Origin of the sequence: Nonomuraea sp. SBT364 (genome assembly GCF_001083785.1) — a bacterium.
In the GTDB taxonomy this organism is placed as follows: domain Bacteria; phylum Actinomycetota; class Actinomycetes; order Streptosporangiales; family Streptosporangiaceae; genus Nonomuraea.
In genome coordinates this window covers 14,242-39,808 of the sequence record NZ_LAVL01000018.1, presented here as the reverse complement: position 1 = coordinate 39,808, position 25,567 = coordinate 14,242, and the positions used below count along the sequence as shown (strand labels likewise).

The window sequence follows — 25,567 nt, the reverse complement described above, 5'->3', positions numbered from 1 at the left end:
CGCTCATCTTATGGCCGGGAAAGCGTCGGTACTTCGTGCTCCAGGCGTGCGGCGGTGACGCGTTGCTCAGGAACCCTTACTACACTTTGACGCCTGTCCCGCATTGCCCGATGTTCAACCCCCCGAAACCGCCTCGAAAGGGAGTCATGACCCGCGTGGTCCTGCTGGGCTCTTCGCCCGGCCCCGACACCGTTCCGACCGGCCTGAGGCTCGCCGCGCTACCCGGCAATCCCGCCGTCGCCGAGCGGCTGCACAGCCAGCTTCGCACCATGGACCCGCGGCCCGCCACGATCGCGTCAGGCGACGTGGCCGCCGCCCTGCGCGCACTGGCCGAGGTCGCCGAGTCGGCGACGGAAAGCCTGTTCATCATCCCGGAAAACTCGGTCGTGCACGACGAGCTGATCTACCAGATCACCAAGACCAAGCGCGGCGCGCTGGTGCTCGTCGCCAAGGAGCCACGCCTGACGAACGGCGAGGATTCCGGCGAGGAGTCCGGCGAGGGGCAGGAGGAGACGGTCACCGAGACCGTGCCGATCGACGAGGCAGAGCCCGAGATCGGCATGAACCGGGTCGAAGGGCTCCCGGTTCGCTCCCGCATCGGCAAATCCCGGGTGGTGTCGATCGGCACCGCCACCCACAAGGTGACCCGGCCCAACGCGGTGCTGCTCGGCCCCATGCACATCAGCGCGCGCAACGCCCCGGTGCTCGCCGAGACGTGCCGCGAGCTGGCCGAGATGGCCGACACGTTCGGCGCCGACGACGACCTGGTGCAGCTCATCGCGTTCGGCCTGGTGCGCAAGGGCGTCTCGGTCGGCATCCGGGGCCGCCGCGACCTGTTCTACCGCCGCGTCACCACGCAGGAGGAGGTCAACGAGGCCGGCTCCGAGATCACCGGCATGGACGAGGACCGGGCCAGGCTGGACAACGCCGTCAAGGGCGCCGACGGCTTCTTCACCACCTACTTCGTCTCCACCTACTCCCGCTTCATCGCCCGCTGGGCGGCGCGCCGGGGGCTGACGCCCAACCAGGTCACGCTCATCTCGATCGCGCTCGGCGTGGCCGCCGCCGCCTGCTTCGCCACCGGTGACCGGGTGGGGATGGTCGCGGGCGGCATCCTGATCTACTTCGCGTTCGTCTTCGACTGCGTCGACGGCCAGGTCGCCCGCTACGCCCGCAAGTTCGGGGTGCTCGGGGCGTGGCTCGACGCCACCTTCGACCGGTTCAAGGAGTACGTCGTCTTCGCCGGCCTGGCCATCGGCTGGGTGGTCGCGGGCCACGGCGACGACACGATCTGGATCTTCGCGCTGGCGGCGATCGGCCTGCAGTCGGTACGCCACCTGCTCGACTTCTCCTTCGGCATCTCCAACCGCCGCAAGCCGCCCGCGCAGCTCCCGATGCTGCCGCTCGACGCGCCCGACGACCGCGATCTGCGCAAGGCGCTGGAGCGCCGCAAGGTCGAGCGCAGCCAGGGCGTCCGCGGGCTGCTCAAGATGTGGACCAAGGCCGGCAAGTATCGCGCCGTGCACTGGGCCCGTAAGATGATCGTGTTCCCCATCGGCGAGCGGTTCGCGGCCATCGCGATCACCGCCGCTCTCTTCGACGCCCGCATTACCTTCCTCACGCTGGTGATCTGGGGCACCGTCGCCGCCGCTTACACCCTCACCGGACGCCTCATGAGGTCGCTCGCATGATCACCCAACCGCAGGCCGCCGCCACCCCCACACCGGACCCGGACGAGGAACGCCGCCGGATCCAGACCGCCCGTCTGCTCGCCTACCGCGACGACGGCCCCCTCGTGCACGCGCTGGCCGGCAAGCTCGGCAAGGGCCTGCCGCCGGTCCCCGCCACGCTCGCCGCGCTGCTGGCCGTCATCGCCGTCACCGCCGGCGGGCTGCTGGAGCCGGGGCCGATGCTGCTGGTCCCGCCTCTGATCGTGGTGCTGCTGGTGCTGCCCACCGCGCCGCGCCACCACCTGGGCCGCTTCGACTGGCTGACTCCGCCGCTGCTGCGCGGCGCCGAGTTCCTCACCATGATCGTGATCGGTCTGGCCGCCGACGCGCCGAAGTGGCTGCTGTTCGTGCTGGTGTACGTGGTCGGCTACCACACCTACGACACCGTCTACCGGACCCGGCAGTCGATCTGGCCGCCCGCCTGGGTGTTCCACGCCGGGCTGGGCTGGGAGCTGCGGCTGCTCATCATCGGCGCGGGCGCGGCGCTGGGCTGGCTGACGCCGGTGCTGGCGGTGCTGACCGCGTACCTGTTCGTGCTGTTCGCCGTGGAGAGCGTGACGAGCTGGGTCCGCCTCGACAAGGCCTCCGCCCAGGCGGGCGCCGAGGCCGAGCAGGACCTGGAGGCTTCCCCCGAGGAGGCCATGGAGCAGGCCACGGGCGAGGCCGAGAAGGCCTAGCCACGCGCTCGTCCGAGGGGGCCGGTCGCCGTCGCGACCGGCCCCCTTTTCCGTGTCCGATGATTAGGCTGGATGCATCGTCCGGTGAACCGGGAGACGCGGATGGCGTTCTTGTCGTGGTGGAAGCAGGGCGATCCGCTGTCCGACCGCGAACAGGCGCGCCGGCGGGGCATGCGCGACGCCCGGCAGGGTCCGCTGGGCGAGTTCACCGATCCGGGCAGCCAGCCCTCGTTCGTCGCCGAGGTGCTCGCCCAGGTGCGGGAGGAGATCGCGGCGATCGACAAGCGGCTGTCGGCCGGGCAGCTGGCGTTGCTGGCGCGGCTGGACGAGGCGAAGGCGTCGATCCTGGGCGAGCTCGACCGGTTCGACCTGCGGCCCGGGCCGTACACCAACGGGCATTCCGCGCGCGAGACCGGGGAGTTCATCTCCATCGCCGAGTCGCGGCGGCGGCGGGCGGAGGCGCTGCGGCTGCGCGAGGTGGAGGCGGCGCGCCGCCGGGTGCGGGAGGCGCTCGCGCTCGCCGAGCGGTGCGCGCAGGAGTGGGAGAGCGCGGTCGACGAGCGAGACCACGACGTCGAGGCGGCGTACGCCAGGGCCGCCCAGCTGATCGCCGCCTACCGGAGCGGGGCCAGGCGCACGCACCCGCGCCGGGAGGAGATCCCGCCGCTGTGGCCGGGCGAGATCGCCGCCATGGACCCTGCCGCCGGCACCCCCGCCGCCCTCGCGGGCCGCGAGCGCATGAACCGCATCCTGCGCGAGGTCGAAGGGCGGGTCGAGGAGTGGCACGCGGTGGTCCTCCCACCCGAGCTGACACCCCGCGGCCGGCACCCCCAACTCCCGCCCCCGGGCACTCGACCAGCCGACCAGCCGGAGCCGGGACCGAACCCGCCGCACGACCCGCCACCCGACGATCGGGCGGAGCCGGGGTTCCCGTCCGGGGGTGGCCCTTTTGGAGGGAGTCGTGATGACGCCTGACGAGATCCCGCACTTATCGAGGCCGACCGGAAGAGCCCGGCCCGCGGCGCGGCGCCGGGTGGCCGTGCTGGCGGCGGTGGCGCTGGCGGCCGGGCCGGCCGCCTGCGGGACGGAGGCCAGGGCCGTGTGCGGGGTGGTGGTCGACTCCACCTCCTACGCCGACCCCGCCACCTCCCGGACGGACGTGACCTCCAAGCTGCCGCCGTTCGCCGAGGGTTGCGACTGGATGGCGTTCGCGGCCGTCACCGGCAGCTCGGAGAGCAGCTCGTGCCGCCAGGACCCGGTCCCGCTGGCCGCCACCACGGCGGAGAACCCGAACGAGAACCCGGTCGTCGAGGAGCGCGTCAGGAAGCACCGCGTCACGGAGGTGGTGCCGCGCGCGGTCAAGCTGTTCGACTGCCCGGCCGAGGGCGAGGGCTCCGACGTGCTGGGCGCGCTGCGGTACGCGGTCAAGCAGCTCACCGCGCACCGCCGGCCGGACAGCGCGCACCGGCTCGTCGTCTTCAGCGACCTCATCAACAACCGGGGCGAGCTGAACGTCCACGAGCTGGACCTGAGCGAGGCCGCCAGGCAGCGGAAGGTCAAGGAGTTGCGGGACGCCGGCCTGCTGCCCGATCTGAGCGGCTACGCGGTGACGGTGCACGGGTTCCTGCGGGAGAAGACGTCGAGCCCGGACCGGTTCCCGTTGCTGGAAGGGTTCTGGAGGGAGGCGTTGGAGGAGTCGGGCGCCGTGACGGTGGACCTGCTGTGATGAGCTGAGAGCGCTCTCTCATCAGAGATAGCGTCCGGACGGGCCCACGTCAAGCCGTCCGGGCGGATTATTGACAGCGGGTTAAGCCATGTGTTCACATGAGCGAGAGAGCGCTCTCTCCGGTTTGCCTCCGCACCCCCCGGGAGCAGCGATGACGTTACGTACCCTACGAACCGCCGGCCGCCGCCGGCTCGCGGCGGTCGCCGCCGCGCTGACCGTGCTCAGCGCCCTGCTCGTGCACGTGGCGGTGAGCGCCTCCGCCGCCGTGCCGCCCACCCCGTCCGGCTGGTCACTGGTCTGGTCCGACGACTTCGACGGCCCCTCCGGCTCACCGCCCTCGTCGGCCAACTGGCAGATCGACACCGGGCACGCCTACCCCGGCGGGCCGGGCAACTGGGGCACCGGTGAGATCCAGAACTACACCTCCAGCCCGTCCAACCTGGCGCTCGACGGCTCGGGCAACCTGCGCATCACCCCGCTGCGCAGTTCCTCGGGCGAGTGGACGTCGGCCCGCATCGAGACCAGGAAGGCCGACTTCAAGCCCGCCGAAGGACGCGTCCTGCGCATCGAGGGCCGCATCCAGATGCCGAACGTCACCGGCGACGCCGCACTCGGCTACTGGCCGGCGTTCTGGGCGCTCGGCTCGCCGTACCGGGGCAACTACTGGAACTGGCCGGGCATCGGCGAGTTCGACATCATGGAGAACGTCAACGGCATCAACTCCGTGTGGGCCGTGCTGCACTGCGGCGTCACCCCCGGCGGGCCGTGCAACGAGACCAACGGCCTGGGCGCCAGCCGCGCCTGCCCCGGCTCGTCGTGCCAGTCGTCCTTCCACACCTACCGCTTCGAGTGGGACCGCAGCGTCAGCCCCAACCAGCTCCGGTGGTACGTGGACGGCCAGCAGTTCCACAGCCTGAGCCAGTCCCAGTTCGACGCCGGCACCTGGAACAACATGACCGGTCACGCGGGCTACTTCCTGCTGCTCAACGTGGCGATGGGCGGCGGCTTCCCGAACGGCGTGGCCGGCTTCGGCACGCCGACCCCGGCCACCGTGCCGGGGCGGCCGATGGTCGTCGACTACGTGGCGGTGTGGCAGAGCGGCACCACCCAGCCCTCGCCGACGATCACCCCCACCTCGCCCGGCGGCGTCGACGCCCGCTCCACCATCCAGGCCGAGCGCTACCAGGCCCAGTCCGGGACGATGGTCGAGACCACCACCGACTCCGGCGGCGGCCAGAACGTCGGCGCCATCGCCAACGGCGACTGGCTGCGCTTCGACGGGGTGAACTTCGGCTCCACGGCGGCCCACCAGTTCAAGGCGCGCGTGGCGTCGGGGGCGGGGGGCGGCGTCAGCGGGCTCGTCCAGGTGCGCCTCGGCAGCCCGACGGCCGCGCCGATCGGCGACTTCGCGATCGGCAACACCGGCGGCTGGCAGAGCTGGCGCACGATCCCGGCCAACATCTCGCCGGTCACCGGGACGCACACGGTCTACCTGACCTTCAGCAGCGGCCAGCCGGCGGACTTCGTCAACGTCAACTGGTTCACCTTCTCCACCACGTGACACCCTCGGGCGGGCTCCCCTCCGCCGGGGAGCCCGTCAGTTCGGGCCGGGGGCGCCGGCGTTGCGACGGCGGGCGACGATGCGCTCGGCCCAGCTGGCCGCCTCCGGGTCGCGCAGGCCCTCGACGACGCCGCCCAGGTACGCCGTCGCCAGGCTGTCGTAGCCGCTGTCGAGCTGGCGGACGCGGGAGGCGCGGCGGCGGTCGGCGGCCTGGGCGTACTGGGCGATGCTCTCGGCGTAGCCGGCGTCCTGCTGGTAGACGACCTGGGCGGCGGCACTGGCCGCGGCCTCGGCGTCGCGTTTGGCGCGCAGGTCGCGCAGGCGGCCGTCGTTGGGGTTGTGCATGCGGCGGCCGAGGTCGGCGGCGATGAGCGCGGTGGCGATCAGCAACGCCAGCAGCAGGATCATGGTGGGCAGCTCGCCGACCCCCTCGGCGGTCGGCCCGATCGCCTCCCCGTCCACGACCAGCGGCTTGACCAGCGCGTCCCGGCGCAGCACGGCGACGGCGACGATGAGGCCGAGCCAGATCAGCGCGGTCAGGACGAGCAGCCGGCGCCCCTTGGCCGAGCCGCCGTGCTCCTGCCAGGACCGGAACGCCCTGCCGTACATGTGCGGGGCGACCAGCATGATGAGCGCCGCGCCGGCCGCGAGCAGGGCGGTCATCGCGACGCTGTCGCCCCAGCTGAGGATCACCTGGTAGAGGATGGGCACCTCGACGACGAGCAGCAGGAGAAGCAGCAGCGCGGCGGGCAGCCAGCGGCGCACGACGGGCCAGCGGCTGCCCGACAGGGCGATCGAGCTGGGGCGGCCGTCGCCGGGCCGGAGGCTGGGCTGCTCCAGGTCGGCCAGGCGCGGCAGCGTGTCGTCGAGCGCGCGGCGGGCGTCGGCGAAGGCGCGCTGCGACTCGGCCAGCTTGATCCGCTGGGCCTCGAAGGCGGCCCGGGCCTGCTGGAGCTCCCGCTCTCCGAGGTCTTCGACGCGGGCCAGCTCGCCGAGCCGTTCGTCCTCCAGCTCGTGGAAGCGCGGCACGCTGCCGGTCTGCAGCGTGAGCGTGTCGATCTGGCCGTCGGTGGCGTGGCGGCGGCCGAGGTCGCGCTCCTCCTGCCGGCGACGGGCCCAGTCGGGCAGGTGGTAGAGGTCGCCGTCGTAGGCGACGGCGGGCGTGATGCGGGTGACCTGCCCGGGGTCGGGGGGTTCGTGCGTGTGCCGGCGGAAGAAGCGCATGTGCCCTCCAGCGGGAGCCCTGCCTCGATGCTAATCGCTGGACGCGCGCACCACGAGGCGTGCCGGGAGCACCACGGACCCGGCGTGCCTGCCCTCCAGCCTCGACAGCAGCAGCCTGGCCAGCGCCATCGCCTGCTCCGTCACGGGGGTCCGTACGGTGCTGAGCGGCGGGGTGGTGGCGGAGGCGGCGTCGATGTCGTCGAAGCCGACGACGGCCAGGTCGGCGGGCACCCGCAGGCCGGCCGCGGCGGCGGCCTGCAGGGCGCCGATCGCCAGGTGGTCGCTGGTGGCGAGGACGGCGTCGAGGCGGTCGTCCTCGGCGAGCAGGCGGGTGAACGCCGCCGCGCCCGACTCGCGGGTGAGGCCGGCCAGCGCGAGGTGCGGGCGCATCCCGGCGCGTTCCAGGGCCTCGCGGTGGCCGGCCAGCCGGTCCTGGACGGCGACCAGGTCCGTGGGGCCGCAGATCAGGCCGATGCGGCGGCGGCCCTGGCGCAGCAGGTGCTCGGTGGCGGCCACGGCGCCGCCGGCGTTGTCCACGTCCACGTACGGCACCAGCGAGGCCACCGCGGGTTTGCCGAGCAGCACCACGGGCGTGCCGGTACGGGTCAGCCGTTCGGCCAGCGGGTCCGGGCCGTCGGACGGGAGCAGCACCACGCCGTCGAGCAGCCCAGTCTCCACCCGCTGCAGGATGCGCCGGTGGCTCTCGGCGGTGTCGGCGAGCATGAGCGTGACCTGCTTCCCGGCGCCTTCCAGGACACTGGTGACGTACTGGACGACGGCGGCGGTGAGCGCGTCGCCGCCGTGCCGGGGCACTGCCAGGATCAGCGCGATCGCGTCGGTGCGGCGGGTGACGAGGCTGCGCGCGGCGGCGTTGGGCACGTAGCCGAGTTCGCGGACCGCGCGCAGCACCTCGGCGCGGACCTCCGGGCTGACCGACACCTCGCCGTTGACGACGCGGGAGACCGTCGCCCGGGAGACGCCCGCGCGGGCGGCGACGGTCTCCAGCGTGGGGCGGCGCGGCCGGTCGCCGCCGAGGCCGTTGCGGCGCACCACGTCGCGGTACCACAGCGCGCTGTCCTTCATCCGCCGCTTCTGGGTGGCGAAGTCGACGTGCACCAGGCCGAACTTGCGCTGGTAGCCGTCGGTCCATTCGTGGTTGTCGAGCAGCGACCAGACGAGGTAGCCGCGCACCTTGGCGCCCCGCTCGATGGAGGTGCGCAGGGCGCGCAGGTGCTCCTCGATGAAGTGGATGCGGTCCACGTCGCGCACGCCGTCGCCGGTGACGGAGTCGGCGAAGTCGGCCCCGTTCTCCGTGATCATCAGCTCCAGGCCCGGGTACTCCCGGGTCAGCCGGTCGAGCAGCAGCGTGAGGCCGCCGGGCACGATCGGCCAGCCCATGGCGGTCACGGCGGTGGGCACGGTGCAGAACAGGATGCCGTCGCTGCCCGGGTAGGCGGGGTCGGCGGGCTCGCTGGGCTGGGCCTGCACGACGGTCGGCGCGTAGTAGTTGACGCCGAGCAGGTCGAGCGGCCCGGAGATGACCTCCAGGTCGCCGTCGCGCACGTGCTCCGTCCCGGCGAGCTCCATCACGCGCTCGGGGTAGCGGCCGTGCAGCAGCGGCTCCAGGAACTGCCCGTGCATGAGGTCGTCGATCCTGGCCACCGCGTCGGCGTCCTCCTCGGCCAGCTCGCGGGTGGAGCCGATGACCTGGCCGGGAGTCATCACGGGGCCGAAGTTGAGCACGGCGCCGATCTCGCGGGCGCCCGCCGAGCGCAGCGCCGCCGACGCCAGCCCGTGGCCGAGCAACTGGTGGTGGGCGCTCCTGAAGGCGTCGGCGGCCGACGTCCTGCCGGGCGCGTGGATGCCGGCGCCGTAGCCGAGGAACGCCGACACCCACGGCTCGTTGAGCGTGAACCAGGTCTCCACCCGGTCGCCCAGCCGCTCGTGCACCACCCGCGCGTAGTCGGCGAACCGCAGCGCCGTGTCACGCTCCGGCCAGCCGCCGCGATCCTCCAGCGCCTGGGGCAGGTCCCAGTGATAGAGGGTCACGTACGGGGTGATCCCGGCGCCCAGCAGCTCGTCGACCAGCTTGTCGTAGAAGCCGAGCCCGGCGGGGTTCACCCGGCCGGCCCCCTCGGGCATCACCCGGGGCCAGCTCACCGAGAACCGGTAGGCGCCCAGCCCCAGCTCCTTCATCAGCCGCACGTCCTCGGGATAGCGGTGATAGTGGTCGCAAGCCTCCCGGGAGTCGGAAAAGGAGTCCCAGATGGACGGGCCGCGACCGTCGACGGCGTTGGCGCCCTCGATCTGGTACGCGGACGTGGAAACGCCCCAGACGAAACTTTCAGGAAACTGCGTGCTGCTCATGACTGCGACCTTCCAGCGGGTTAGAGGCGCCCAGTCTGCCGGGAGGCGATCGTCGCGCGCCACAGGTCCAGGCGGTATACAGAGCGCGTGGAACTGGACCGGCTGGATCGTGACATCATCGCGGCGCTCGTCGACGACGCCAGGCAGACCTATGCCGACATCGGCCAGCAGGTGGGCCTGAGCGCGTCGGCGGTCAAGCGGCGGGTGGACCGGCTGCGTGAGAGCGGCGCGATCACCGGTTTCAGCGCCCGGGTGGCCCCGCAGGCGCTCGGCTGGACGACCGAGGCGTACGTCGAGCTGTTCTGCCAGGGCAAGACGAAACCGTCCGACATCGCGCTGGCCGTCTCCCGGTTCCCGGAGGTGGTGGGGGCGGCGACGATCACCGGCGAGGCGGACGCGCTGCTGCACATCCGGGCGACCGACGTCAGGCACGTGGAGCGGGTGATCGAGCGCATCGCGGCGCAGGCGTTCGTGGTGCGGACCAAGAGCGTCATCGTGCTCTCCAGACTCGTCGACGCCCCTCCCGGCAGCGCCATGCCGTGATCGCGCAACGGATCGCCGGCCGTGGGCGGTAAGACGCAACACATAGGCGCGTACGCGCAATGTCCGCTCTTTCCTTGCAGGGCTCCGGATTCCTAGGCTGTGACTGCGTCCTCCCAGGTGAGCGCGTATCTCAGCATGAACACACGGAGACCTGCATGCCCAAACACTTCCTCATGTGCCGCCCGGACCACTTCACGGTCGCGTACGCGATCAACCCGTGGATGGATCCCGAGGCGGGCGCCGACCGCGACGTCGCGATCCGGCAGTGGGAAGGCCTCAAAGCGGTGTACGAGAGCCTCGGGCACCAGGTCAGCCTCATCGAACCGGTCGAGGGGCTGCCCGACATGGTCTTCGCCGCCAACGGCGCGCTCGTCGCCGGCGGCCGGGTCTACGGGGCCCGCTTCGCCTTCCCCGAGCGCGGCCCCGAGGGTCCCGCCTACCTGCGCTGGTTCACCGAGCGCGGATATCCGTCGCTGGAGGCGTCGCACGTCAACGAGGGCGAGGGCGACTTCCTCACCCTGGACGAGGTCATCCTGGCCGGTACGGGCTTCCGCACCGACACGGCCGCGCACCAGGAGGCGCAGGAGTTCCTGGGCCGGCCGGTGGTGACGCTGCGGCTGGTGGACCCGCGCTTCTACCACCTCGACACGGCGCTGTTCCCGCTCGACGGGCGCAACGTCGCCTACTACCCGGCCGCCTTCTCCGAGGGCAGCCGCCAGGTGCTGCGCCGGATGTTCCCGGAGGCGGTGCTCGCCTCGGCCGCCGACGCCGAGGTGCTGGGACTCAACGCGGTCAGCGACGGCACCAACATCGTGATCAACTCCGAGGCCGGCGACCTCCAGCTCGAGCTGAAGCGGCGCGGCTACGAGGTGCATCCGGTCGAGCTGTCGGAGCTGCGCAAAGCCGGTGGCGGCCCCAAGTGCTGCACACTGGAAATCAGGGGGGAGAACTGATGACCAGCAGCGCGGACCTCATCGAGGCCAGCGAGCGCCGTAGCGCGCACAACTATCACCCGCTGCCCGTGGTGATCCACGAGGCGCACGGCGCGTGGGTGACCGACGTGGAGGGCAAGCGGTATCTGGACTTCCTGTCCGGATACTCGTCGCTCAACTTCGGGCACGGCAACCAGAAGATCGTCGAGGCGGCCCAGGAGCAGCTGAAGAACCTGACGCTGACCAGCCGGGCGTTCTACCACGACCAGTTCGCCCGGTTCTGCGCCGGACTGGGCGACCTCACCGGCAAGGACATGATCCTGCCGATGAACACCGGCGCCGAAGCCGTCGAGACCGCCATCAAAGTCGCCCGCAAGTGGGGCTACCAGGTCAAGGGCGTCGAGCCCGAGCAGGCCGACATCATCGTGATGGAGGACAACTTCCACGGTCGCACCACCACGATCGTGAGCTTCTCCACCGACCCCGACGCGCGCGGCGACTTCGGCCCGTACACGCCGGGATTCACGGTGGTGAAGTACGGCTCGGCCGAGGCGGTCAGGACGGCCATCGGGCCCAACACGGTCGCGGTGCTCGTCGAGCCGATCCAGGGCGAGGCCGGGGTGCTGGTGCCGCCGGACGGCTACCTGGCCCAGCTCCGGGAGATCTGCACCGAGAACAACGTGCTGATGATCGCCGACGAGATCCAGTCGGGGCTCGGGCGCACCGGCAAGACGTTCGCCTGCGACCACGAGGGCGTCGTGCCCGACGTCTACGTCCTGGGCAAGGCGCTGGGCGGCGGCGTCGTCCCGGTCTCGGCCATCGCCGCGAACGAGGACGTGCTCGGCGTGATCAAGCCGGGGCAGCACGGGTCGACCTTCGGCGGCAACCCGCTGGCCTGCGCCGTCGGCAACGCGGTCATCGACCTGCTCAACACCGGCGAGTTCCAGGAGCGGGCCGCCAGGCTCGGCGACGTCCTGCACGCCCGGCTGCGCGAGCTGATCGGCGACGGCGTCGTGACGGTGCGCGGGCGCGGCCTGTGGGCCGGCGTCGACGTCGACCCGTCGCTGGCCACCGGCCGCGAGGTGTCCAAGGCGCTGCTGGCCCGCGGCGTGCTGGCCAAGGACACCCACGGCTCGACGATCCGTCTCGCGCCGCCGATCGTCATCTCCGAGGAGGACCTCCTCTGGGCGGTCGACCAGCTCGCCGACGCCATCGCCTCCTTCCGCTGACCGTTCGGCCCGGCCGTACCCCCGGCCCCCGCCCCCTCAGGGCGGGGGTCAGCCGGTCGGGGTGGGCACCGGACGGGCGGCCGGCTCCTCGGCCGGGACGTCGGCGGACGGCTCCTCCGCCGGGAAGTCCTCCGCCGGGATCGGCGTAGGCGTGGCCGGGCGCGCCTCCTCGGGGACGGCCGCCGGCTCGTCCACCGGGGAGTCCTCACCCGGCACGGGGGACGGCGTGGCCGGGTGCTCGTCCGCGCAACTGGAGTCCTCGTGCTCGACGTCCACCTCCGGCAGCCGGTCGACCACGCTCACGTTGAGCTGCGCCGTGTGCGCGAGCAGGCTGCCCTCGGGCGCCCCGGCCACCCGCGCGTCGACCACCGTGGCGCGCTCGCCGAGGAAGGTGTACGTGTCCCGGTCGAAGATGAGCTGCCGGAGCGTCCCGTCCCGGCTCGCCAGCCCGAGCGCGGTCCCCCGGCGCCCCGAGGAGTCGGCGACCCCCTCGGCCACCCGCACCCCGGGGATCGCCTTGACCGCCTCGAACAGCCCTTCACGCTGCGCCCTGGGCAGGTAGCTCTCCCTGATGAGCTCGCCGGCCGCCCCGAACGCCTGCTCGTCGGCGCTCACCTTGCCGGACGTCTCGTCCCGGTAGAACCGCTCGCGCATGGTCGCCGGGTCCAGCCCGCTCAGGTACGCGTAGTCGTCGCGAAGCTCTCCCATCCGGTCGGGACAGGACGCCAGCCGGTTCCAGCTGCCCCCCTCCCACTCACGCGCCTCGGCGGGCAGCTCCTGCCCCGGCCACGGAACGGGGGCGCGTCCCTCGATGAACAGCAGCCCGTCCGCGCGCCCGTCCACCGACTGGTAGAACTTCCGGTACGTCCGGTAGAGGTGGCGGCTCTCCTCGCCGTCCTTCCCGTACGCGTACGCCGCGTGCATGGTGTCGGACTCGATCAGGATGAACTGGCCGGGCCGGGGCCGCAGCTCGGGGAAGAACTGCGCGGCCGTCCTGGTCACGGTGCCGCTGGCGGCCGACGTCTGCCCGCCCTGGCCGGACAGGGCCACGGCCACGCCCCCGACCAGGGTGATCGTCACCCCGAAGGCGGCCACGGCCTGCCAGCCCAGCCGGGGCAGCCGCAGGCCGCCCCGCCGCGTCTCGCGCATGAGTGCCTCGCGGGCCCGGAAGCGCGCCTCCGGCCGGTAGGGCGGCACCGCCGGGCGGCCGTCCGCGAACTCCTTGAACTCGTCATCCATGCCGGGGCTCCTCTGCGAAGGGATCGTTGCCGCCGAGCGCCCTGCGCACCTTGGCGCGGAGCCTGTGCAGCCTGGACCGCACCGTGCCGACCGGCACGCCAAGGGCGAGCGCCGCCTCCTCGTAGGTGAGGTCGGCCCAGGCCACGAGCAGCAGCAGGTCACGCTCGGCGGCGCTGAGCACCGTCAGGGCCTTGGCGAGCCGGGGCTGCAGTTGCTCGGCGGTGACCCGGTCGGCGCTGCGGTCGTCGAACGTGCCCGGCCGCTCCGCGCTCACCTTGGACATGGCGTGGTTGCGCCGTCGCTCGGCCCTGCGGTGCTGGGCGACGACCCGGGTCGCGATGCCGTACAGCCAGGGCCTGGCATCGGGCCAGGCCCGGTCGTAGCGGGCGCGGCGGCGGAAGGCCACCAGGAACACCTCACCGGTCACGTCCTCGGCCAGCTCGACGCCGAGCCGCCGGGCCGCGTAGCGGTGGATCTCGTCGGCGTGCCGGTCGAACAGGGCCGCGAAGCTTTCCGGGTCGTCCAGCGAACGCCCGATAAGCGCTGAATCGTCCAGCGCCTCTGACACTTCCTGCACACCCACCACGTCGCCGGTCCTCTCTCATGCGGTCACCCAGCTCTTGGCCGCACGCGGGACCTCGGTTCCACTTATTTCGCCAGGCGCCACACGTCCGGACCGCCGGGCCCCTCGCCGGGTATGAGACCGGCCGCGACCGGCTCGCCGACGTCCACGTCGAGGGCCCCGTACGGCAGGACGGTGACGCGTTCGAGCCGGCCGGGACGCTCGGCCTCGGCCGCGGCGGCGAAGACCTCGGCGATCAGACCGGTGCCGGCGCCGATCTCCATGACCGGGCCGGCACCGCCTTCAGAACCGGGGGCGCCAGAACGATGATCGCTGTCACTCCAGTTGCACAGTGCCCATCTCCTTGACCGCGTCGCCGGTCGACTGGACCCAGGTGGCGCGGGCGTCGGGCAGTGAGAGCGTGGCCAGCGCGTTCTGGAACCACGGCCCGGCGATCACCCGCCACCTGAACGGCGGCCTGGGGATGCGGGCCGAGCGCGCGAGCAGGCCGCCGACCAGCGTGGCGATGCCGAACTGGGTGAAGATGTTGGCCCAGCGCAGCAGCCGGCTGAGCGGGTTGCGGATCGGCGAGCAGACGATCTGGTAGACCTGCCCGGCACTGGCCTTGGCCACGTAGGAGTAGTGCACGTCGCCGGAGAGGATGAGCACCGGCTTGCCCAGCCCGGCGAACAGCCTGGCCAGGTCGTCGAACGAGCGCCGGAACGCCGCCCAGTGCTCCAGGTCGACCGCCTGCCGGAAGCGTTCCGACAGGCGCGCGACCCGGCGGCCCCACGCGCCGTCGCACAGCGCCTCGTTCCAGTTCTGCACGCCGTGGACGCCCTCGGGCAGCAGGAACGGGATCGACGAGCCGATGATCAGCCGGTCGGCGGGCGCGGCGACCTGCTCCTCCAGCCACGCCTGCTCAGCCGGGTCGAGCATGCGCCGGTCGCCGGGGGTGAGCTGCCTGGCGCACCGGGTGTCGATCATGATGAGCCGGGACGGGCCCAGGTCGCGGGCATAGCTCCACCGGTTGCTGGACGGCTCGGCGTCGGCCAGGGCGGCGAAGGCGTCGAGCTCGGCGCCCCCGTCACCCTCGGCGCCCGACAAATCGCGATACAGCGGGTCTGCAGCGCGTTCGGCGGGCGACAGGTTGCCCAGGTGCTGGTAGACCCAGTACGCGCCGAGCCCGGCCACCACGCGGCGCTTCCACCAACTGGTCGCGGCCATCTCCTCGCGCCACGTCTTGGAGGTGTTCCAGTCGTCGCGCAGGTCGTGGTCGTCGAAGATCATCGCGGTGGGCACGGTGGACAGCAGCCAGCGGATCTCCGGGTCGGTCCACGCCTGGCGGTAGAGCTCGGCGTACTCCTCGAAGTCGGCGATCTCGTTCTGCGGCTCGGTGTCGCGGCGGGCGTGGATGAAGTCGAGCATCTCCGGCGACGGGCTGTCGGCGTAGACCTGGTCGCCGAGGAGCAGCAGCAGGTCGGGCCATTCCTCGTCGCCGGCCTGGGCCAGGTGGCAGCCGTAGCCGCGCAGCACGTCGTGGCCGTGGGTGAGGACGTGCGCGGTGTCGTGCGGCACGCTCGTCCGGCACGACCCGAACGCCAGCGCGCGCGGCCCGCTGTCCGGCAGCCGCCGGATCCGGCTCTCCGGCCGTCCTTCAAGCGGCCATACCTGCTCCCCGTCGAGTCGCACGGCATACGTGACGACATCCTGGGAAATATCTGTGATGTCGACGATCGCGTAATGGTGACCGTGGACGGTGAAAGTGGGTGACTTGTAGGGCCTGCCACCGGCTTCCACGGTGACCGTACACGGCACTTCGGTCTCCACGAAGATCGAAGCGCTGGCAGAATCGACGTATCGCAACATCGGCCCGACCACCAGTGCGGGCATTCACACCCCCCGGTTCGACAGTTCGGCACACTCTGGGCCACAAGCCTGCCAGAGTGTCGCATTTCGAGCACTAGGCAACACCAAACACCCCCTCTAGGCTGATCACGACAAGTACGCCCAAAAGGGTTAGGCAACGGCGCTTTACCCAGACATCGGGCGTCCATAACAGGAGGACCTCTTCATGAGTGTCATGGTGCCGTCAAAGACGCCGGCACGGATCACCCCTGGCCGACAGGCTCTGGACTCCGCTCTCCACCAGCTCGGTCAGGCAGCCGAGCACCTCGGGCTCGACGACGGGCTCCGCACGATGCTCGCCACGCCCCGCCGATCGCTGACCGTCTCGGTCCCGGTCCGCCGTGAAGACGGCCGCATGGACGTCGTCCAGGGCTTCCGGGTTCAGCACAACGTCTCGCGCGGCCCCGCCAAAGGCGGCATCCGGTTTCATCCGGGCACCGACATCCACGAGGTCACCGCGCTGGCCATGTGGATGACGTGGAAGTGCGCGCTGGTCGGCATCCCGTACGGCGGCGCCAAGGGCGGCGTCGCCGTCGACCCCGCCGCGCTCACCACGCGTGAGCTGGAGCGGCTCACCCGCCGCTACGTCAACGAGATCCTGCCGATGATCGGCCCGGAGAAGGACATCCCGGCCCCCGACGTCGGCACCGACGAGCAGACCATGGCCTGGATCATGGACACCTACAGCGTCAACGCCGGCTACGCGGTGCCGGGCGTGGTGACCGGCAAGCCCATGCAGCTCGGCGGCTCGCTGGGCCGGGCGGGGGCGACCTCGCGCGGCGTCCAGATCGCGGCGCTGTCGGCGCTGGGCCACGCGCCCGAGGGCGTGACGGTGGCCGTGCAGGGGTTCGGCAAGGTCGGCGCGCTCGCCGCGCAGTATCTGGCCGACGCCGGCTGCAAGGTCGTGGCCGTCTCCGACGTGACGGGCGCCGTGTACGCGCCCGGCGGCCTCGACGTCGCCGCCCTGCGCGCCCATGTGGCCGATACCGGCCGCGTCCTGGGCTACCGCGACGCCGACGCGCTCGGCCACGACGAGCTGTTCGAGCTCGACGTGGACATCCTGGTGCCGGCCGCGCTCGAAGGCGTCATCACCGAGGCGAACGCGCCGCGCGTGCGCGCCCGGCTGGTCGTGGAGGGCGCCAACGGCCCCACCACGCCGGAGGCCGACGAGATCCTGGCCGCCAACGGCACCGTCGTGGTGCCGGACATCCTGGCCAACGCGGGCGGCGTCATCGTGTCCTACCTGGAGTGGGTGCAGAACATGCAGGCCTGCTCCTGGAGCGAGGGCGAGGTCGGCCGCAGGCTCCGGGACCTGATGGAGAGCGCCTACGGCGAGGTGAAGTCGACGGCCGCCGAGCGCGGCCTCACGCTCCGCCAGGCGGCGCACGTCATCGGCGTCAGCCGGGTCGCCGAGGCGCACCAGATGCGCGGCCTCTACCCGTGACCCGCTAACGACCGGGCTCCGCGAGCTCGCGGAGCTCGGCGACCAGCGACTCCAGGTCGCGCATGAGCCGCTCGGTCCGGTCCTGGCCGAACGCGGCGGCGATCAGGCGGTGGTGCTCGGCCACCGCCCCGTCGACCCGCGCGAGCAGCTCGGCCCCCCGGCCGGCGACGAACACGGCCACCCTGCGCCGGTCGCCCGCCGAGGGGCCCCGGTAGACCAGGGCCCGGTCGATCAGCCGGTCGACGGCCTTGGTCAGCGTCGGATGCGGCATGAGCACGGCGGCCGCCAGCTCGCCCATCGAGTGGCCGCGCCCGTCGGCCAGCGCGCGCAGGATGCGCCACTGCTCCACGGTCACGTCCTCGCCGGCGAGCGCGGCCGCCAGCCCGCGGTTGACGCTCCGCTCGGCGCTGCTGAGAAGGTATGCGAGAGAGGACCCGAGCCCGGTGGCGGTCATAGAACGAGGTCCTTTCACCCGGGAGCTTTCCAGGAGGATACTCGTCGGGTGGCGGCGATCGTCGATCCTCTCGAGGCCCGGCTCATCCCCTCCGGCGCGTTGCGCGTCGCGCTCGTGGTGCCCGTGTCCGGGGTGCTCGGGCTGGTGGGACCCTGCGCGATCAACTGCGCCCTGCTGGCGGCCGGCGAGGTCAACGGCGCGGGCGGGGTGCTCGGCAGGCCGGTGGAGCTGGTGCTGGTCGACGGCGGCCGCGCGGCGCCGGTCGTCGCCGCCGAGGTGGGCGAGCTCGTACGGTCCCGCGCCGTCGGGGCGGTGGCCGGCTCCCACGCCAGCGACGTGCGGGTGGCGGTCGTCCGGGCGATCGGCGGCCGGGTCCCGTTCGTCTACGCGCCGCCGTACGAGGGGATCGGGCACGCGCCGGGCGTCTTCTTCCTGGGCGAGACCCCCGGCAGGCAGCTGGCGCCCGGGATCGAGTGGCTGGTGGGCGCGCGCGGCGCGCGGCGCTGGTTCCTGCTGGGCAACGACTACGTGTGGCCTCGGCTGGTGCACGCCGACGCGCGGGCCCGGTTGCGGGCGCGCGGCGCGAGCGTCGTGGGCGAGCGGTTCGTCCGTTACGGCGAGGCCACGCGGTGGCTCGACCGGGTGGCCGACTCCCGGCCGGACGCGATCCTGCTCACGCTGATCGGCAGCGACCTGGTGGCGTTCAACCGGGCCTACGCGGCCAGCGGGCTCGGTTCGGCCCGGCTGTGCGGGGCGCTGGAGGAGCACGGGCTGCTCGGCATCGGCGGCGACGGCACCGGCGAGCTGTACGCGTCGATGGGCTACTTCCGCGGCCTCGGCACCGACGCCAGCCTCGACTTCGCCGAGCGCTACGCCGCCCGGTTCGGCCCGGACGCGCCCATGCTGAACGCGCACGGGCAGGGCTGCTACGAGGCGGTGGCGATGCTGGCCGCGCTGGCCGCGCGGGCGGGCTCGCTGGCGGTGCCGGAGGTCGACGCCGTCGCCGACGGCACCACGATCACCAGCGCGCGCGGGCCGCTCACGCTGATGCACCGGCAGGTGCGCCGGCAGGTGCATCTGGGCAGGGCCGACGGCCTTGATTTCTTTCTAGAGAAACCTTTTCAATAGAAAGCTTCACCCTCTAATGTGCTGATCACCCCCAGCACATTGAAGGAGCCGTTCATGAGCAGCATCGAACAGTTCGGCTACCGGCAGGAGCTTCAGCGCTCCCTCGGGTTCGCCGACCTGATGATCTACGGTTTGATCTTCATGGTGCCGATCGCGCCGTTCGGCATCTTCGGCACCGTCTTCGCCTCGTCCGGCGGCATGGTCGCCCTCGCCTACGTCATCGGCCTGGTCGCGATGGCGTTCACCGCGCTGTCGTACGCCCAGATGGCCAAGGCGTTCCCGATGGCCGGCTCGGTCTACACCTACGCCGGCCGCGGCATCGGCGCGCCCGTCGGGTTCATGGCCGGATGGGCGATCCTGCTCGACTACCTGCTCGTGCCGACCCTGCTCTACCTGGTGGCCAGCGCGGCCATGCACTCCTTCATCCCGGCAGTGCCGGTGTGGGCCTGGCTGATCGTCTTCGTCCTGCTCAACACCGTGATCAACCGGCTCGGCATCCAGATGACGGCCCGCATCACGCGCATCATGCTGGCCGCCGAGCTCGTCGTACTGGCGATCTTCCTGGTGATCGGCGGGATCGCGCTGGCCCAGGGCAAGGGCACCGCCGGGGCGCTCACGCCGATCTTCGACTCCTCGTCGTTCTCCTGGACGCTGGTGTTCGGCGCCGCCTCCGTCGCGGTGCTCTCCTTCCTCGGCTTCGACGGCATCTCCACCCTCGCCGAGGAGAACCGGGAGGACGCCAGGCGCCTGGGCCGCTCGATGATCGCCGCGCTCGCCCTGGCCGCCGTGCTGTTCGTGGTGCAGACCTGGGTGGCGGCGCTGCTCGTGCCCGACCGGGCCGCGCTGCTCGCGCCCGGCGCCGGCCTGGACAACGCCTTCTACGACACCGCGACCTACGCGGGCGGCGCCTGGCTCGGCGTGCTGTGCGCGGTGGCGACGGCGATCGCCTGGGGCTTCGCCAACTCGCTCGTCGCCCAGGCGGCCACCTCGCGGCTGCTGTTCGCCATGGCCCGCGACCGGCAGCTCCCCTCGTTCCTGGCCCGCGTCGACCCCAAGCACAAGGTGCCCGTGAACGCCACCTTCGCCGTGGCGCTGATCTCGCTGGTGCTGGGTGTCGGGCTGAGCTTCTACAGCGACGCGATCGCGCTGCTCAGCTCGATGGTCAACTTCGGCGCGATGACCGCGTTCCTGCTGCTGCACATCGCGGTCGTGGTGCACTATGTCGTGCGGCGGCGCAGCCGCAACTGGGCCGCGCACCTGCTCGTCCCGCTGGTCGGGTTCGCCGTGCTGGTGCTGGTCGTCATCAACGCCTCGGTCGCGGCCCAGGTGCTCGGGTTCATCTGGCTCGGGCTCGGGCTGATCGTGGCAGTGGTTCTCTACACGACGGGCCGCCGTCCCGTCCTGCCCTCGGAGGTCTCTTGAACGTCATCTCTTACCGCCCCTCCCCCGAGGAGTACAGCTACACCTTCGGCGGGCGGCCCGCCGTCGGGAAGATCCGGCCGGGCACGATCCTGGAGCTGTTCACCGAGGACTGCTTCGCCGGGCGCGTCCGCTCCGTCGAGGACCTGCCGTCGCGGGTGTGCGAGTTCCCCTACCTCAACCCGGTCACCGGCCCCTTCCACGTCGAGGGGGCCGAGCCGGGCGACACGCTCGCGCTGCACTTCGTCTCCATCACACCGGCCAGGGACTGGGCCGTGTCCAGCACGTTCCCGCACTTCGGCGCGCTGACCGGGACGCACACCACGGCCATGCTCCAGCCGCCCCTGGAGGAGCGGGTCTGGTGGTACGACCTGGACGTGGCCAAGGGCGTCGCCGTCTACCGGGCGCGCAACAGCGACTTCCGGGTGGAGCTGCCGCTCGACCCGATGCACGGCACCGTCGGCGTGGCGCCCGGCGCCAACGAGTCGCGCATGACGATCGTCCCCGACGCGCACGGCGGCAACATGGACACGCCGGAGCTGCGCGCGGGCGTCACCGTCTACCTGGGCGTCAACGTGGAAGGCGGGCTGTTCTCCATCGGCGACGGCCACGGGCTGCAGGGGCACGGCGAGGTGTGCGGCACCGCCGTCGAGGCCGCCATGAACACCGTGGTGGCCGTCGAGCTGATCAAGGGCGTGGCGACGCCCTGGCCACGTCTGGAGGACGACCTGCACCTGATGACGACCGGCTCGGCCCGGCCGCTGGAGGACGCCTACCGCATCAGCCAGCACGACCTGGTCACCTGGACGTCCTCGCTGACCGGCCTCGACACGCTCGACGCCTACCAGCTCGTCAGCCAGGCCGGTCAGGCGCCGGTGGGGAACGTGTGCGACGCCAACTACACGATGGTCGCGAAACTCCCCAAGACCTACCTCGGCACCCCTGCGGTGTACGAGTCGGCCCACACCAGACTCCGCGCGCTGGGAGCCCAGTACCTGAGTTAGGTAAACCTTGATGTCGCAGGTCAGTGGGCTGATCGTTTGCTGCTAGAAGTAGGTGGGTGCTCAGGTTGGTGCTTACTCTGGCTCTGCTCGACCCCGCCGTCACCGCTGACGTGTCCCAGCGCAGCATCCCGGTGCGCATGGTGCTCACACCGGGCGGTGACCGGCTCGGCTTCGCTCCCGTGCCGCGCCCGTACACGGGGGCACGGCGGCTGACCGGGGTGCTGGTGGGACGGGATCCCGTCACGGGCACGCACCTGATGTGCGGCGGCTCGGTGATCGGGAGCCGGAGCCGGAGCCTGGTGCTGACGGCGGCGCACTGCCTCTACAACCACGGCAGGCCGTTGAAGCAGCTCGCGTTCCTGCCGGGCTACGACCGGGGCAGCCCGCCGCTGGGCGTGTGGCCGGCGGTGCGGACGTGGGTGCCGGCCCGCTATCAGGGCCGGCCGTACTCCCCCAAGCTGCTCCCGTACGACGTGGGGCTGGTCGGGGTGGCGACGGTGGAGCGGCAGTCGCTGGAGGAGGTGACCGGGCCGGGCCTGCGCTCGCTGCCGACCAGCAGGGGCAGCTCGCTGCAGGGGCTGGAGCTGCTCGGCTACCCGGCGGGCAAGCGGTATCCGGGGACCCGGATGTACCACTGCCTGGGTGACGCGGTGGAGGGCACGTCCGGTGACGCGGCGCGGGGGCCGGGGGTGCTGGTGACGCGCAACTGCCATGCGGCGGCGGGCGGCAGCGGCGGCCCGGCGTTGCACGGCGGGGCGATCGCGGGCGTGGTGTCGTCCTCCAGCCCGTTGCGCGACCGCAAGGGGTTCACCGTGCTGACCCGGCTGGGCGACAGCACGTTCACCCGCATGCTGGCCGAGGCCGACCGGGCGATGCTGCTCAGGAAGAAGTGACGATCTCCTCGCACAGGGCGTGGGTGGCCAGGGCGTCGTCGGCGGTGATGACGCGGCCGTCGCGGACGGCGGCCAGGAACTCCAGGGTGACCTGCTCGATGCCGCGCTGCCGCGCCACGGGCACCCAGTCGGGCCGGCGGGTGAGCATCTCGCCGCCGGCGTAGTCGGTCACGTCGCCCAGGTTGACCACGCGGCGTTTGACGCCGGCGCCCATGACCTCGCAGCTCTCCTCGCTCGCCCCGCTCACCCGGTTCATCAGGCCGATGGCGGTGAAGCCGTCGCCGGTCAGCTCCAGCACGACGTGCTCCAGCAGGCCGCCGGCCACCCGGGTGCGGACGGAGGTGCCGGTGACCGGGCCGGGAGCGAGGAACCTGAGCGTGTCGACCACGTGGATGAAGTCGTCGAAGATCGCCCGGCGGGGGACGTCGGGGTGGTTCTCGCGGTTCTTCTGCATCAGCACGAGGTGGCGCGGCAGTTCGGCCAGCCCCGCGTAGCCGGGGGCGTGGCGCCGGTTGAAGCCCGTCATCAGCGACCGGCCCTGCGCCCGTGCCAGCCGGGCCAGCCGCTCGCAGTCGGCCAGGTTGTCGGCGATCGGCTTGTCCACGTAGACGTGCACCCCGGCGCTGAGCAGCGGCTCGACCAGCTCCGGATGCGCGGCGGTGGCGGCGTGCACGAAGGCCGCGTCGACCCCTGCCTTGATCACCTCGTCCACGGAGGTGGACCGCCCGGCGATCCGGTAGGCGTCGCCGAGCCGGTCCAGCTTCACGCCGTCACGGGTGCACAGGTGGAGGTCGAGGCCGGGCTGGGCGGCCAGCACCGGGAGGTAGGCCTTCGCCGCGATGTCGCCCAGGCCGATCATGGCAATCTTCACGCGTCGAGCGTAGCCTTCAACGCCTCGTCCAGAGGCGTGGGCGTGACGCCGAACGTCCGCTGGAAGGCCGAGGAGTCGAGCTCGTACGGGGCGGTGAACTGGTAGCGGGTGTGCCTGAGCTCGCCGAGCATGGGCGTGAAGAGCCCGACCGTCCGCACCACCGGCCACGGCAGCGTCGACATCCTGGGCTCGGGCCTGCCGAGCAGCGCCGCCATCCGCGCGCCGATCTGGCGGAAGGTCTGGGGTTCGGCGGTGGGCACGTGCCACGGCCGGCCCCAGGCGCGCTCGTCGCCGCCCGCGACGATCAGCGCGTCGGCCACGTCGGGCAGGTACGTCCAGCTGTGCGGGACGTCGGCGGGGAAGACGAGCTGGATGGTCTTGCCGGCCCGCAGCGCCGGCAGGAAGCGGTCGCCCAGGTAGGACTGGTCGGTGGCGCCCGGGCCGAAGTAGTCGGAGGGGCGCACCTCGGTCGCCCTGATCCGGCCGGCCTCGTGCGCGGCCAGCGCGTCGGCCCACATCTTCGCCCGCACCCGCGCCTTGGGGCTGGTGGAGGCGAGCGGCAGGTCCTCGGTCATCGGGCCGGTCACGGGGCCGTACGGGTAGAGGTTGCCGAGCATGACGTACGCGGCGCCCGTCGCCTCGGCGGCGGCCAGGAACGAGGCGGCCATCGGCGGCCAGTCGGTGAGCCAGCGGTGATACTGCGGGTTGACGCAGTTGTAGAGGACGTCCGCGCCGCGGGTGACCTCGATGAGCCGGGCGCTGTCTGCGACGTCGGCCGCGACCTTGACCGCTCCGGCCGGGCCGCGGCCCGAGCGGGTCACCACGGTGACCTCGTGCCCCTGGGCGAGGAGCTTGGTGGCCAGATGCGTGCCGACCTGGCCGGAGCCCACCACGATGTGCTTACCCATGATCAGACCTGCTTCCAGACGATGCGGAGGACCGCGTTGACGACGAAGAGGACGGCGAAGACGGCGGCCACCCGGGCCTGTCCCGCGGCGTAGAGCGCCAGCGCGCCGCCGCCGAACCAGAGGATCTCCAGGACGACGCGGGCGGCGCCGGTGAGCGGGTAGGTGGCGTTCGCGCCGCCGCCCGCGCCGAACAGCGCCCAGGCGGCGATGAACAGCGCCGGAGCGCCGAGCCCGGCGAGCACCTTGACCGCCCAGTGCGCGTTGAGCGTGAAACCCCAGTAGCCGGCCGAGGCGAGCACGCCGAGCTCCAGGATGAACATCAGGACCATGTTGGCGCCCTTGGCGATCATTGCTTACCTCCGGTGACTGCCGTTCGCTTACGAGAGCAATGCTCTCCTAAAAGAGCGGCATTCGTCAAGAGCAGTGCTCTCGTTTTCTCTCAGTGCTCTGGTAGCGTGACGGGCATGACAGCGAGCCGTACCGCCAGAGAACGTGTCAGAGCCGAGCTCACCCGAGAGATCGCCGACATCGCCCGCCGCCAGCTCGCCACCGAGGGCGCGGGCGGGCTGTCGCTACGCGCGGTGGCGCGGGAGATGGGCATGGTGTCGTCGGCCATCTACCGCTATTTCCCGAGCCGCGACGACCTGCTGACCACCTTGATCATTGATGGCTACAACGCGCTCGGCGAGGCGGTCGAGCAGGCCGACGCCGCCTGCGCGAGCGGCGACTACCCGGGCCGCTGGCTGGCCGTCTGCCACGGGGTGCGCGAGTGGGCGCTGGCGCACCCGCACGAGTACGCGCTGCTCTACGGCTCGCCGGTGCCCGGCTACCAGGCGCCGCAGGACACGGTCGCGGCCCGGCTGCGCGACGTGACGGTGCTGGGGCTGATCGTCTCCCAGGCCCACGCGGCCGGCGCCGTGACGCCGCCCGCCCTGGCGCCCGCTCCCCCGGCGCCGCTGCGCGAGGACGCCGAGCGGGTGCGCGGGCTCATGCCGGGCGTGCCCGACGACGTGGTGTTCCGCTGCCTGACGGCGTGGACGGCGCTGTACGGGTGGGTCAGCTTCGAGCTGTTCGGCCAGTTCGCGAACACGATCGAGGACCGGCACACGGCCTTCGACCACGCGATGCGCCTCATGGGCCAGACGATCGGCCTGCGGTGAGGAGCGGGACGACGACCTCGTCCACGATGTCGATCAGGAGCTGGTCGGGGATGGGCGGTCCCTGGAAGAGGAAGTGATGCCGGAGCAGCGCCTGCCCGGCGTCGAGGCGGCGCGGCGTCACCGCCTCCGGGTCGACCTCACCGCGCTCGACCGCCCGCCGGACGATCTCCGTCAGCATCTTGCGGCCGGTGCCCTGCGAGCTCGCCCGGAAGACCGCGGCGCTGGACTCGTCACGCAGCGCCTCGCTGAGCAGCCCGCGCATGGCCTCGCCGGCCGGCCCCGACAGCGCCGCCGCCATCCGCCGCAACGTCGCCAGCAGGTCTTCGCGCAGGCTGCCGGTGTCGGGCACGTCGGCGACGTCGGGCAGCGAGTGGTAGACGGCCTCCATGACGAGCGCGACCCTCGTCGGCCAGCGGCGGTAGAGCGACGCCTTGCTCGCCCTGGCCCGCTCGGCGACCCGTTCCATGGTCAGCTTGGCGTAACCGGACTCGGCGAGCTCGTCGAGCGTCGCCCGGTAGATGGCTGCGCTGAGCTCCTCGCCTCGGCGGCGGGGCAGTTTGCGGTGGTCGGTGACCATGTCAGCCATCC

General features: G+C 72.1%; 25 protein-coding genes. 14 read left to right on the top strand and 11 right to left on the bottom strand.

Annotated features, from left to right (window positions below; all coding sequences use genetic code 11):
• Window positions 1-146 precede the first annotated feature (146 nt).
• From ADY59_RS53300 to ADY59_RS11755, 5 genes are all read left to right on the top strand, one after another.
• Entirely contained in the window at window positions 147-1,691 is a 1,545-nt protein-coding gene (locus ADY59_RS53300; protein ID WP_049561355.1) for a CDP-alcohol phosphatidyltransferase family protein, read from the top strand.
• The gene (locus tag ADY59_RS53295) at window positions 1,688-2,407 is read left to right on the top strand and encodes a DUF5941 domain-containing protein (protein WP_049561353.1); all 720 of its coding nucleotides are present in this window, start codon (window positions 1,688-1,690) and stop codon (window positions 2,405-2,407) included. Before ADY59_RS53300 ends, ADY59_RS53295 begins: the two co-directional genes overlap by 4 nt.
• 72 nt (window positions 2,408-2,479) lie before the next feature.
• Window positions 2,480-3,382 carry a hypothetical protein gene (locus ADY59_RS11765; RefSeq protein ID WP_049561351.1) on the top strand — a complete coding sequence of 301 codons (903 nt, stop codon included), beginning with the start codon at window positions 2,480-2,482 and terminating at the stop codon, window positions 3,380-3,382.
• Window positions 3,372-4,133, top strand: coding sequence for a vWA domain-containing protein (locus ADY59_RS11760; RefSeq protein WP_156325429.1), 762 nt, complete (start codon window positions 3,372-3,374; stop codon window positions 4,131-4,133). The genes ADY59_RS11765 and ADY59_RS11760 overlap by 11 nt, the downstream gene beginning before the upstream one ends.
• A gap of 151 nt (window positions 4,134-4,284) precedes the next feature.
• Window positions 4,285-5,694: a glycoside hydrolase family 16 protein gene (locus ADY59_RS11755; protein WP_049561346.1), complete on the top strand. Its 1,410-nt coding sequence runs from the start codon at window positions 4,285-4,287 to the stop codon at window positions 5,692-5,694.
• A 36-nt stretch (window positions 5,695-5,730) separates the two neighbouring features.
• Here ADY59_RS11755 and ADY59_RS11750 read toward each other — a convergent pair whose 3' ends face one another.
• Both ADY59_RS11750 and ADY59_RS53695 read right to left on the bottom strand, forming a co-directional pair.
• On the bottom strand, window positions 5,731-6,918 hold the full coding sequence (locus ADY59_RS11750; RefSeq protein ID WP_049561344.1) for a hypothetical protein: 1,188 nt from the start codon (window positions 6,916-6,918) through the stop codon (window positions 5,731-5,733).
• A gap of 30 nt (window positions 6,919-6,948) precedes the next feature.
• Complete coding sequence (locus ADY59_RS53695) at window positions 6,949-9,285, bottom strand: GH1 family beta-glucosidase (RefSeq protein ID WP_063780633.1); 2,337 nt, start codon at window positions 9,283-9,285, stop codon at window positions 6,949-6,951.
• Between the two features lie 87 nt (window positions 9,286-9,372).
• On the opposite strand from ADY59_RS53695, the gene ADY59_RS11740 reads away from it, so the two are divergent.
• The 3 genes from ADY59_RS11740 (at window position 9,373) to rocD (ending at window position 11,989) form a co-directional block, all read left to right on the top strand.
• Complete coding sequence (locus ADY59_RS11740; RefSeq protein ID WP_049561343.1) at window positions 9,373-9,828, top strand: Lrp/AsnC family transcriptional regulator; 456 nt, start codon at window positions 9,373-9,375, stop codon at window positions 9,826-9,828.
• Window positions 9,829-9,983: 155 nt separating this feature from the next.
• On the top strand, window positions 9,984-10,781 hold the full coding sequence (gene ddaH / locus ADY59_RS11735; RefSeq protein WP_049561341.1) for a dimethylargininase: 798 nt from the start codon (window positions 9,984-9,986) through the stop codon (window positions 10,779-10,781).
• Entirely contained in the window at window positions 10,781-11,989 is a 1,209-nt protein-coding gene (rocD, locus tag ADY59_RS11730) for an ornithine--oxo-acid transaminase (protein ID WP_049561340.1), read from the top strand. Before ddaH ends, rocD begins: the two co-directional genes overlap by 1 nt.
• 48 nt (window positions 11,990-12,037) lie before the next feature.
• Here the strand turns inward: rocD and ADY59_RS11725 are convergent, their stop codons facing one another.
• The 4 genes from ADY59_RS11725 to ADY59_RS11710 all read right to left on the bottom strand — a co-directional run bounded on the left by ADY59_RS11725 (window position 12,038) and on the right by ADY59_RS11710 (window position 15,683).
• Complete coding sequence (locus tag ADY59_RS11725) at window positions 12,038-13,228, bottom strand: CU044_5270 family protein (RefSeq protein ID WP_049561337.1); 1,191 nt, start codon at window positions 13,226-13,228, stop codon at window positions 12,038-12,040.
• The gene (locus ADY59_RS11720; protein WP_197093558.1) at window positions 13,221-13,805 is read right to left on the bottom strand and encodes an RNA polymerase sigma factor; all 585 of its coding nucleotides are present in this window, start codon (window positions 13,803-13,805) and stop codon (window positions 13,221-13,223) included. The genes ADY59_RS11725 and ADY59_RS11720 overlap by 8 nt, the downstream gene beginning before the upstream one ends.
• A 71-nt stretch (window positions 13,806-13,876) precedes the next feature.
• Window positions 13,877-14,074, bottom strand: a complete 198-nt coding sequence (locus ADY59_RS11715; RefSeq protein ID WP_049561331.1) for a hypothetical protein — start codon at window positions 14,072-14,074, stop codon at window positions 13,877-13,879.
• A gap of 52 nt (window positions 14,075-14,126) precedes the next feature.
• Window positions 14,127-15,683, bottom strand: coding sequence for an alkaline phosphatase D family protein (locus ADY59_RS11710; protein ID WP_049561329.1), 1,557 nt, complete (start codon window positions 15,681-15,683; stop codon window positions 14,127-14,129).
• Between the two features lie 181 nt (window positions 15,684-15,864).
• Here ADY59_RS11710 and ADY59_RS11705 point away from each other — a divergent pair, with 181 nt between their 5' ends.
• A complete protein-coding gene (locus ADY59_RS11705; protein ID WP_082310038.1) occupies window positions 15,865-17,142 on the top strand; it encodes a Glu/Leu/Phe/Val family dehydrogenase in 1,278 nt (425 codons plus the stop codon).
• A gap of 4 nt (window positions 17,143-17,146) precedes the next feature.
• Here ADY59_RS11705 and ADY59_RS11700 read toward each other — a convergent pair whose 3' ends face one another.
• A complete protein-coding gene (locus ADY59_RS11700) occupies window positions 17,147-17,596 on the bottom strand; it encodes a MarR family winged helix-turn-helix transcriptional regulator (RefSeq protein ID WP_049561324.1) in 450 nt (149 codons plus the stop codon).
• Window positions 17,597-17,644: 48 nt separating this feature from the next.
• Here ADY59_RS11700 and ADY59_RS11695 point away from each other — a divergent pair, with 48 nt between their 5' ends.
• Genes ADY59_RS11695 through ADY59_RS11680 form a run of 4 tightly spaced genes read left to right on the top strand, consistent with a single transcriptional unit; the run spans window position 17,645 to window position 22,040 of the window.
• Entirely contained in the window at window positions 17,645-18,724 is a 1,080-nt protein-coding gene (locus ADY59_RS11695; protein ID WP_049561322.1) for a substrate-binding domain-containing protein, read from the top strand.
• Window positions 18,725-18,778: 54 nt separating this feature from the next.
• Entirely contained in the window at window positions 18,779-20,146 is a 1,368-nt protein-coding gene (locus ADY59_RS11690) for an APC family permease (RefSeq protein ID WP_049561319.1), read from the top strand.
• Window positions 20,143-21,147 carry an acetamidase/formamidase family protein gene (locus ADY59_RS11685; RefSeq protein ID WP_049561316.1) on the top strand — a complete coding sequence of 335 codons (1,005 nt, stop codon included), beginning with the start codon at window positions 20,143-20,145 and terminating at the stop codon, window positions 21,145-21,147. The genes ADY59_RS11690 and ADY59_RS11685 overlap by 4 nt, the downstream gene beginning before the upstream one ends.
• A 56-nt stretch (window positions 21,148-21,203) precedes the next feature.
• Complete coding sequence (locus tag ADY59_RS11680) at window positions 21,204-22,040, top strand: trypsin-like serine peptidase (protein WP_156325428.1); 837 nt, start codon at window positions 21,204-21,206, stop codon at window positions 22,038-22,040.
• Here the strand turns inward: ADY59_RS11680 and ADY59_RS11675 are convergent.
• The 3 genes from ADY59_RS11675 to ADY59_RS11665 are packed head-to-tail and all read right to left on the bottom strand — an operon-like array spanning window position 22,027 to window position 24,169.
• Entirely contained in the window at window positions 22,027-22,911 is an 885-nt protein-coding gene (locus ADY59_RS11675; protein WP_049561312.1) for a Gfo/Idh/MocA family protein, read from the bottom strand. The genes ADY59_RS11680 and ADY59_RS11675 overlap by 14 nt on opposite strands.
• The gene (locus ADY59_RS11670; RefSeq protein WP_049561310.1) at window positions 22,908-23,819 is read right to left on the bottom strand and encodes an NAD-dependent epimerase/dehydratase family protein; all 912 of its coding nucleotides are present in this window, start codon (window positions 23,817-23,819) and stop codon (window positions 22,908-22,910) included. Before ADY59_RS11670 ends, ADY59_RS11675 begins: the two co-directional genes overlap by 4 nt.
• A gap of 2 nt (window positions 23,820-23,821) precedes the next feature.
• Window positions 23,822-24,169 carry a YrdB family protein gene (locus tag ADY59_RS11665; RefSeq protein WP_049561308.1) on the bottom strand — a complete coding sequence of 116 codons (348 nt, stop codon included), beginning with the start codon at window positions 24,167-24,169 and terminating at the stop codon, window positions 23,822-23,824.
• Window positions 24,170-24,283: 114 nt separating this feature from the next.
• Here ADY59_RS11665 and ADY59_RS11660 point away from each other — a divergent pair, with 114 nt between their 5' ends.
• Entirely contained in the window at window positions 24,284-24,979 is a 696-nt protein-coding gene (locus tag ADY59_RS11660) for a TetR/AcrR family transcriptional regulator (protein ID WP_049561306.1), read from the top strand.
• Here the strand turns inward: ADY59_RS11660 and ADY59_RS11655 are convergent.
• On the bottom strand, window positions 24,951-25,556 hold the full coding sequence (locus ADY59_RS11655) for a TetR/AcrR family transcriptional regulator (RefSeq protein WP_049561304.1): 606 nt from the start codon (window positions 25,554-25,556) through the stop codon (window positions 24,951-24,953). The two genes, ADY59_RS11660 and ADY59_RS11655, sit on opposite strands and share 29 nt — an antisense overlap.
• Window positions 25,557-25,567: the final 11 nt, after the last annotated feature.

Bases quoted from the DNA above. Each gene is read 5' to 3' on its own strand.
- ADY59_RS11715 (WP_049561331.1), bottom strand. From the start codon at position 14,074: ATGGAGATCGGCGCCGGCACCGGTCTGATCGCCGAGGTCTTCGCCGCC.
- ADY59_RS11755 (WP_049561346.1), top strand. From the start codon at position 4,285: ATGACGTTACGTACCCTACGAACCGCCGGCCGCCGCCGGCTCGCGGCG.
- rocD (WP_049561340.1), top strand. From the start codon at position 10,781: ATGACCAGCAGCGCGGACCTCATCGAGGCCAGCGAGCGCCGTAGCGCG.
- ADY59_RS11665 (WP_049561308.1), bottom strand. From the start codon at position 24,169: ATGATCGCCAAGGGCGCCAACATGGTCCTGATGTTCATCCTGGAGCTC.
- ADY59_RS11660 (WP_049561306.1), top strand. From the start codon at position 24,284: ATGACAGCGAGCCGTACCGCCAGAGAACGTGTCAGAGCCGAGCTCACC.
- ADY59_RS11725 (WP_049561337.1), bottom strand. From the start codon at position 13,228: ATGGATGACGAGTTCAAGGAGTTCGCGGACGGCCGCCCGGCGGTGCCG.
- ddaH (WP_049561341.1), top strand. From the start codon at position 9,984: ATGCCCAAACACTTCCTCATGTGCCGCCCGGACCACTTCACGGTCGCG.
- ADY59_RS11710 (WP_049561329.1), bottom strand. From the start codon at position 15,683: ATGCCCGCACTGGTGGTCGGGCCGATGTTGCGATACGTCGATTCTGCC.
- ADY59_RS53300 (WP_049561355.1), top strand. From the start codon at position 147: ATGACCCGCGTGGTCCTGCTGGGCTCTTCGCCCGGCCCCGACACCGTT.
- ADY59_RS11705 (WP_082310038.1), top strand. From the start codon at position 15,865: ATGAGTGTCATGGTGCCGTCAAAGACGCCGGCACGGATCACCCCTGGC.
- ADY59_RS11765 (WP_049561351.1), top strand. From the start codon at position 2,480: ATGCATCGTCCGGTGAACCGGGAGACGCGGATGGCGTTCTTGTCGTGG.
- ADY59_RS53295 (WP_049561353.1), top strand. From the start codon at position 1,688: ATGATCACCCAACCGCAGGCCGCCGCCACCCCCACACCGGACCCGGAC.
- ADY59_RS11655 (WP_049561304.1), bottom strand. From the start codon at position 25,556: ATGGTCACCGACCACCGCAAACTGCCCCGCCGCCGAGGCGAGGAGCTC.
- ADY59_RS11700 (WP_049561324.1), bottom strand. From the start codon at position 17,596: ATGACCGCCACCGGGCTCGGGTCCTCTCTCGCATACCTTCTCAGCAGC.
- ADY59_RS11760 (WP_156325429.1), top strand. From the start codon at position 3,372: ATGACGCCTGACGAGATCCCGCACTTATCGAGGCCGACCGGAAGAGCC.
- ADY59_RS11670 (WP_049561310.1), bottom strand. From the start codon at position 23,819: ATGGGTAAGCACATCGTGGTGGGCTCCGGCCAGGTCGGCACGCATCTG.
- ADY59_RS11690 (WP_049561319.1), top strand. From the start codon at position 18,779: ATGAGCAGCATCGAACAGTTCGGCTACCGGCAGGAGCTTCAGCGCTCC.
- ADY59_RS53695 (WP_063780633.1), bottom strand. From the start codon at position 9,285: ATGAGCAGCACGCAGTTTCCTGAAAGTTTCGTCTGGGGCGTTTCCACG.
- ADY59_RS11750 (WP_049561344.1), bottom strand. From the start codon at position 6,918: ATGCGCTTCTTCCGCCGGCACACGCACGAACCCCCCGACCCCGGGCAG.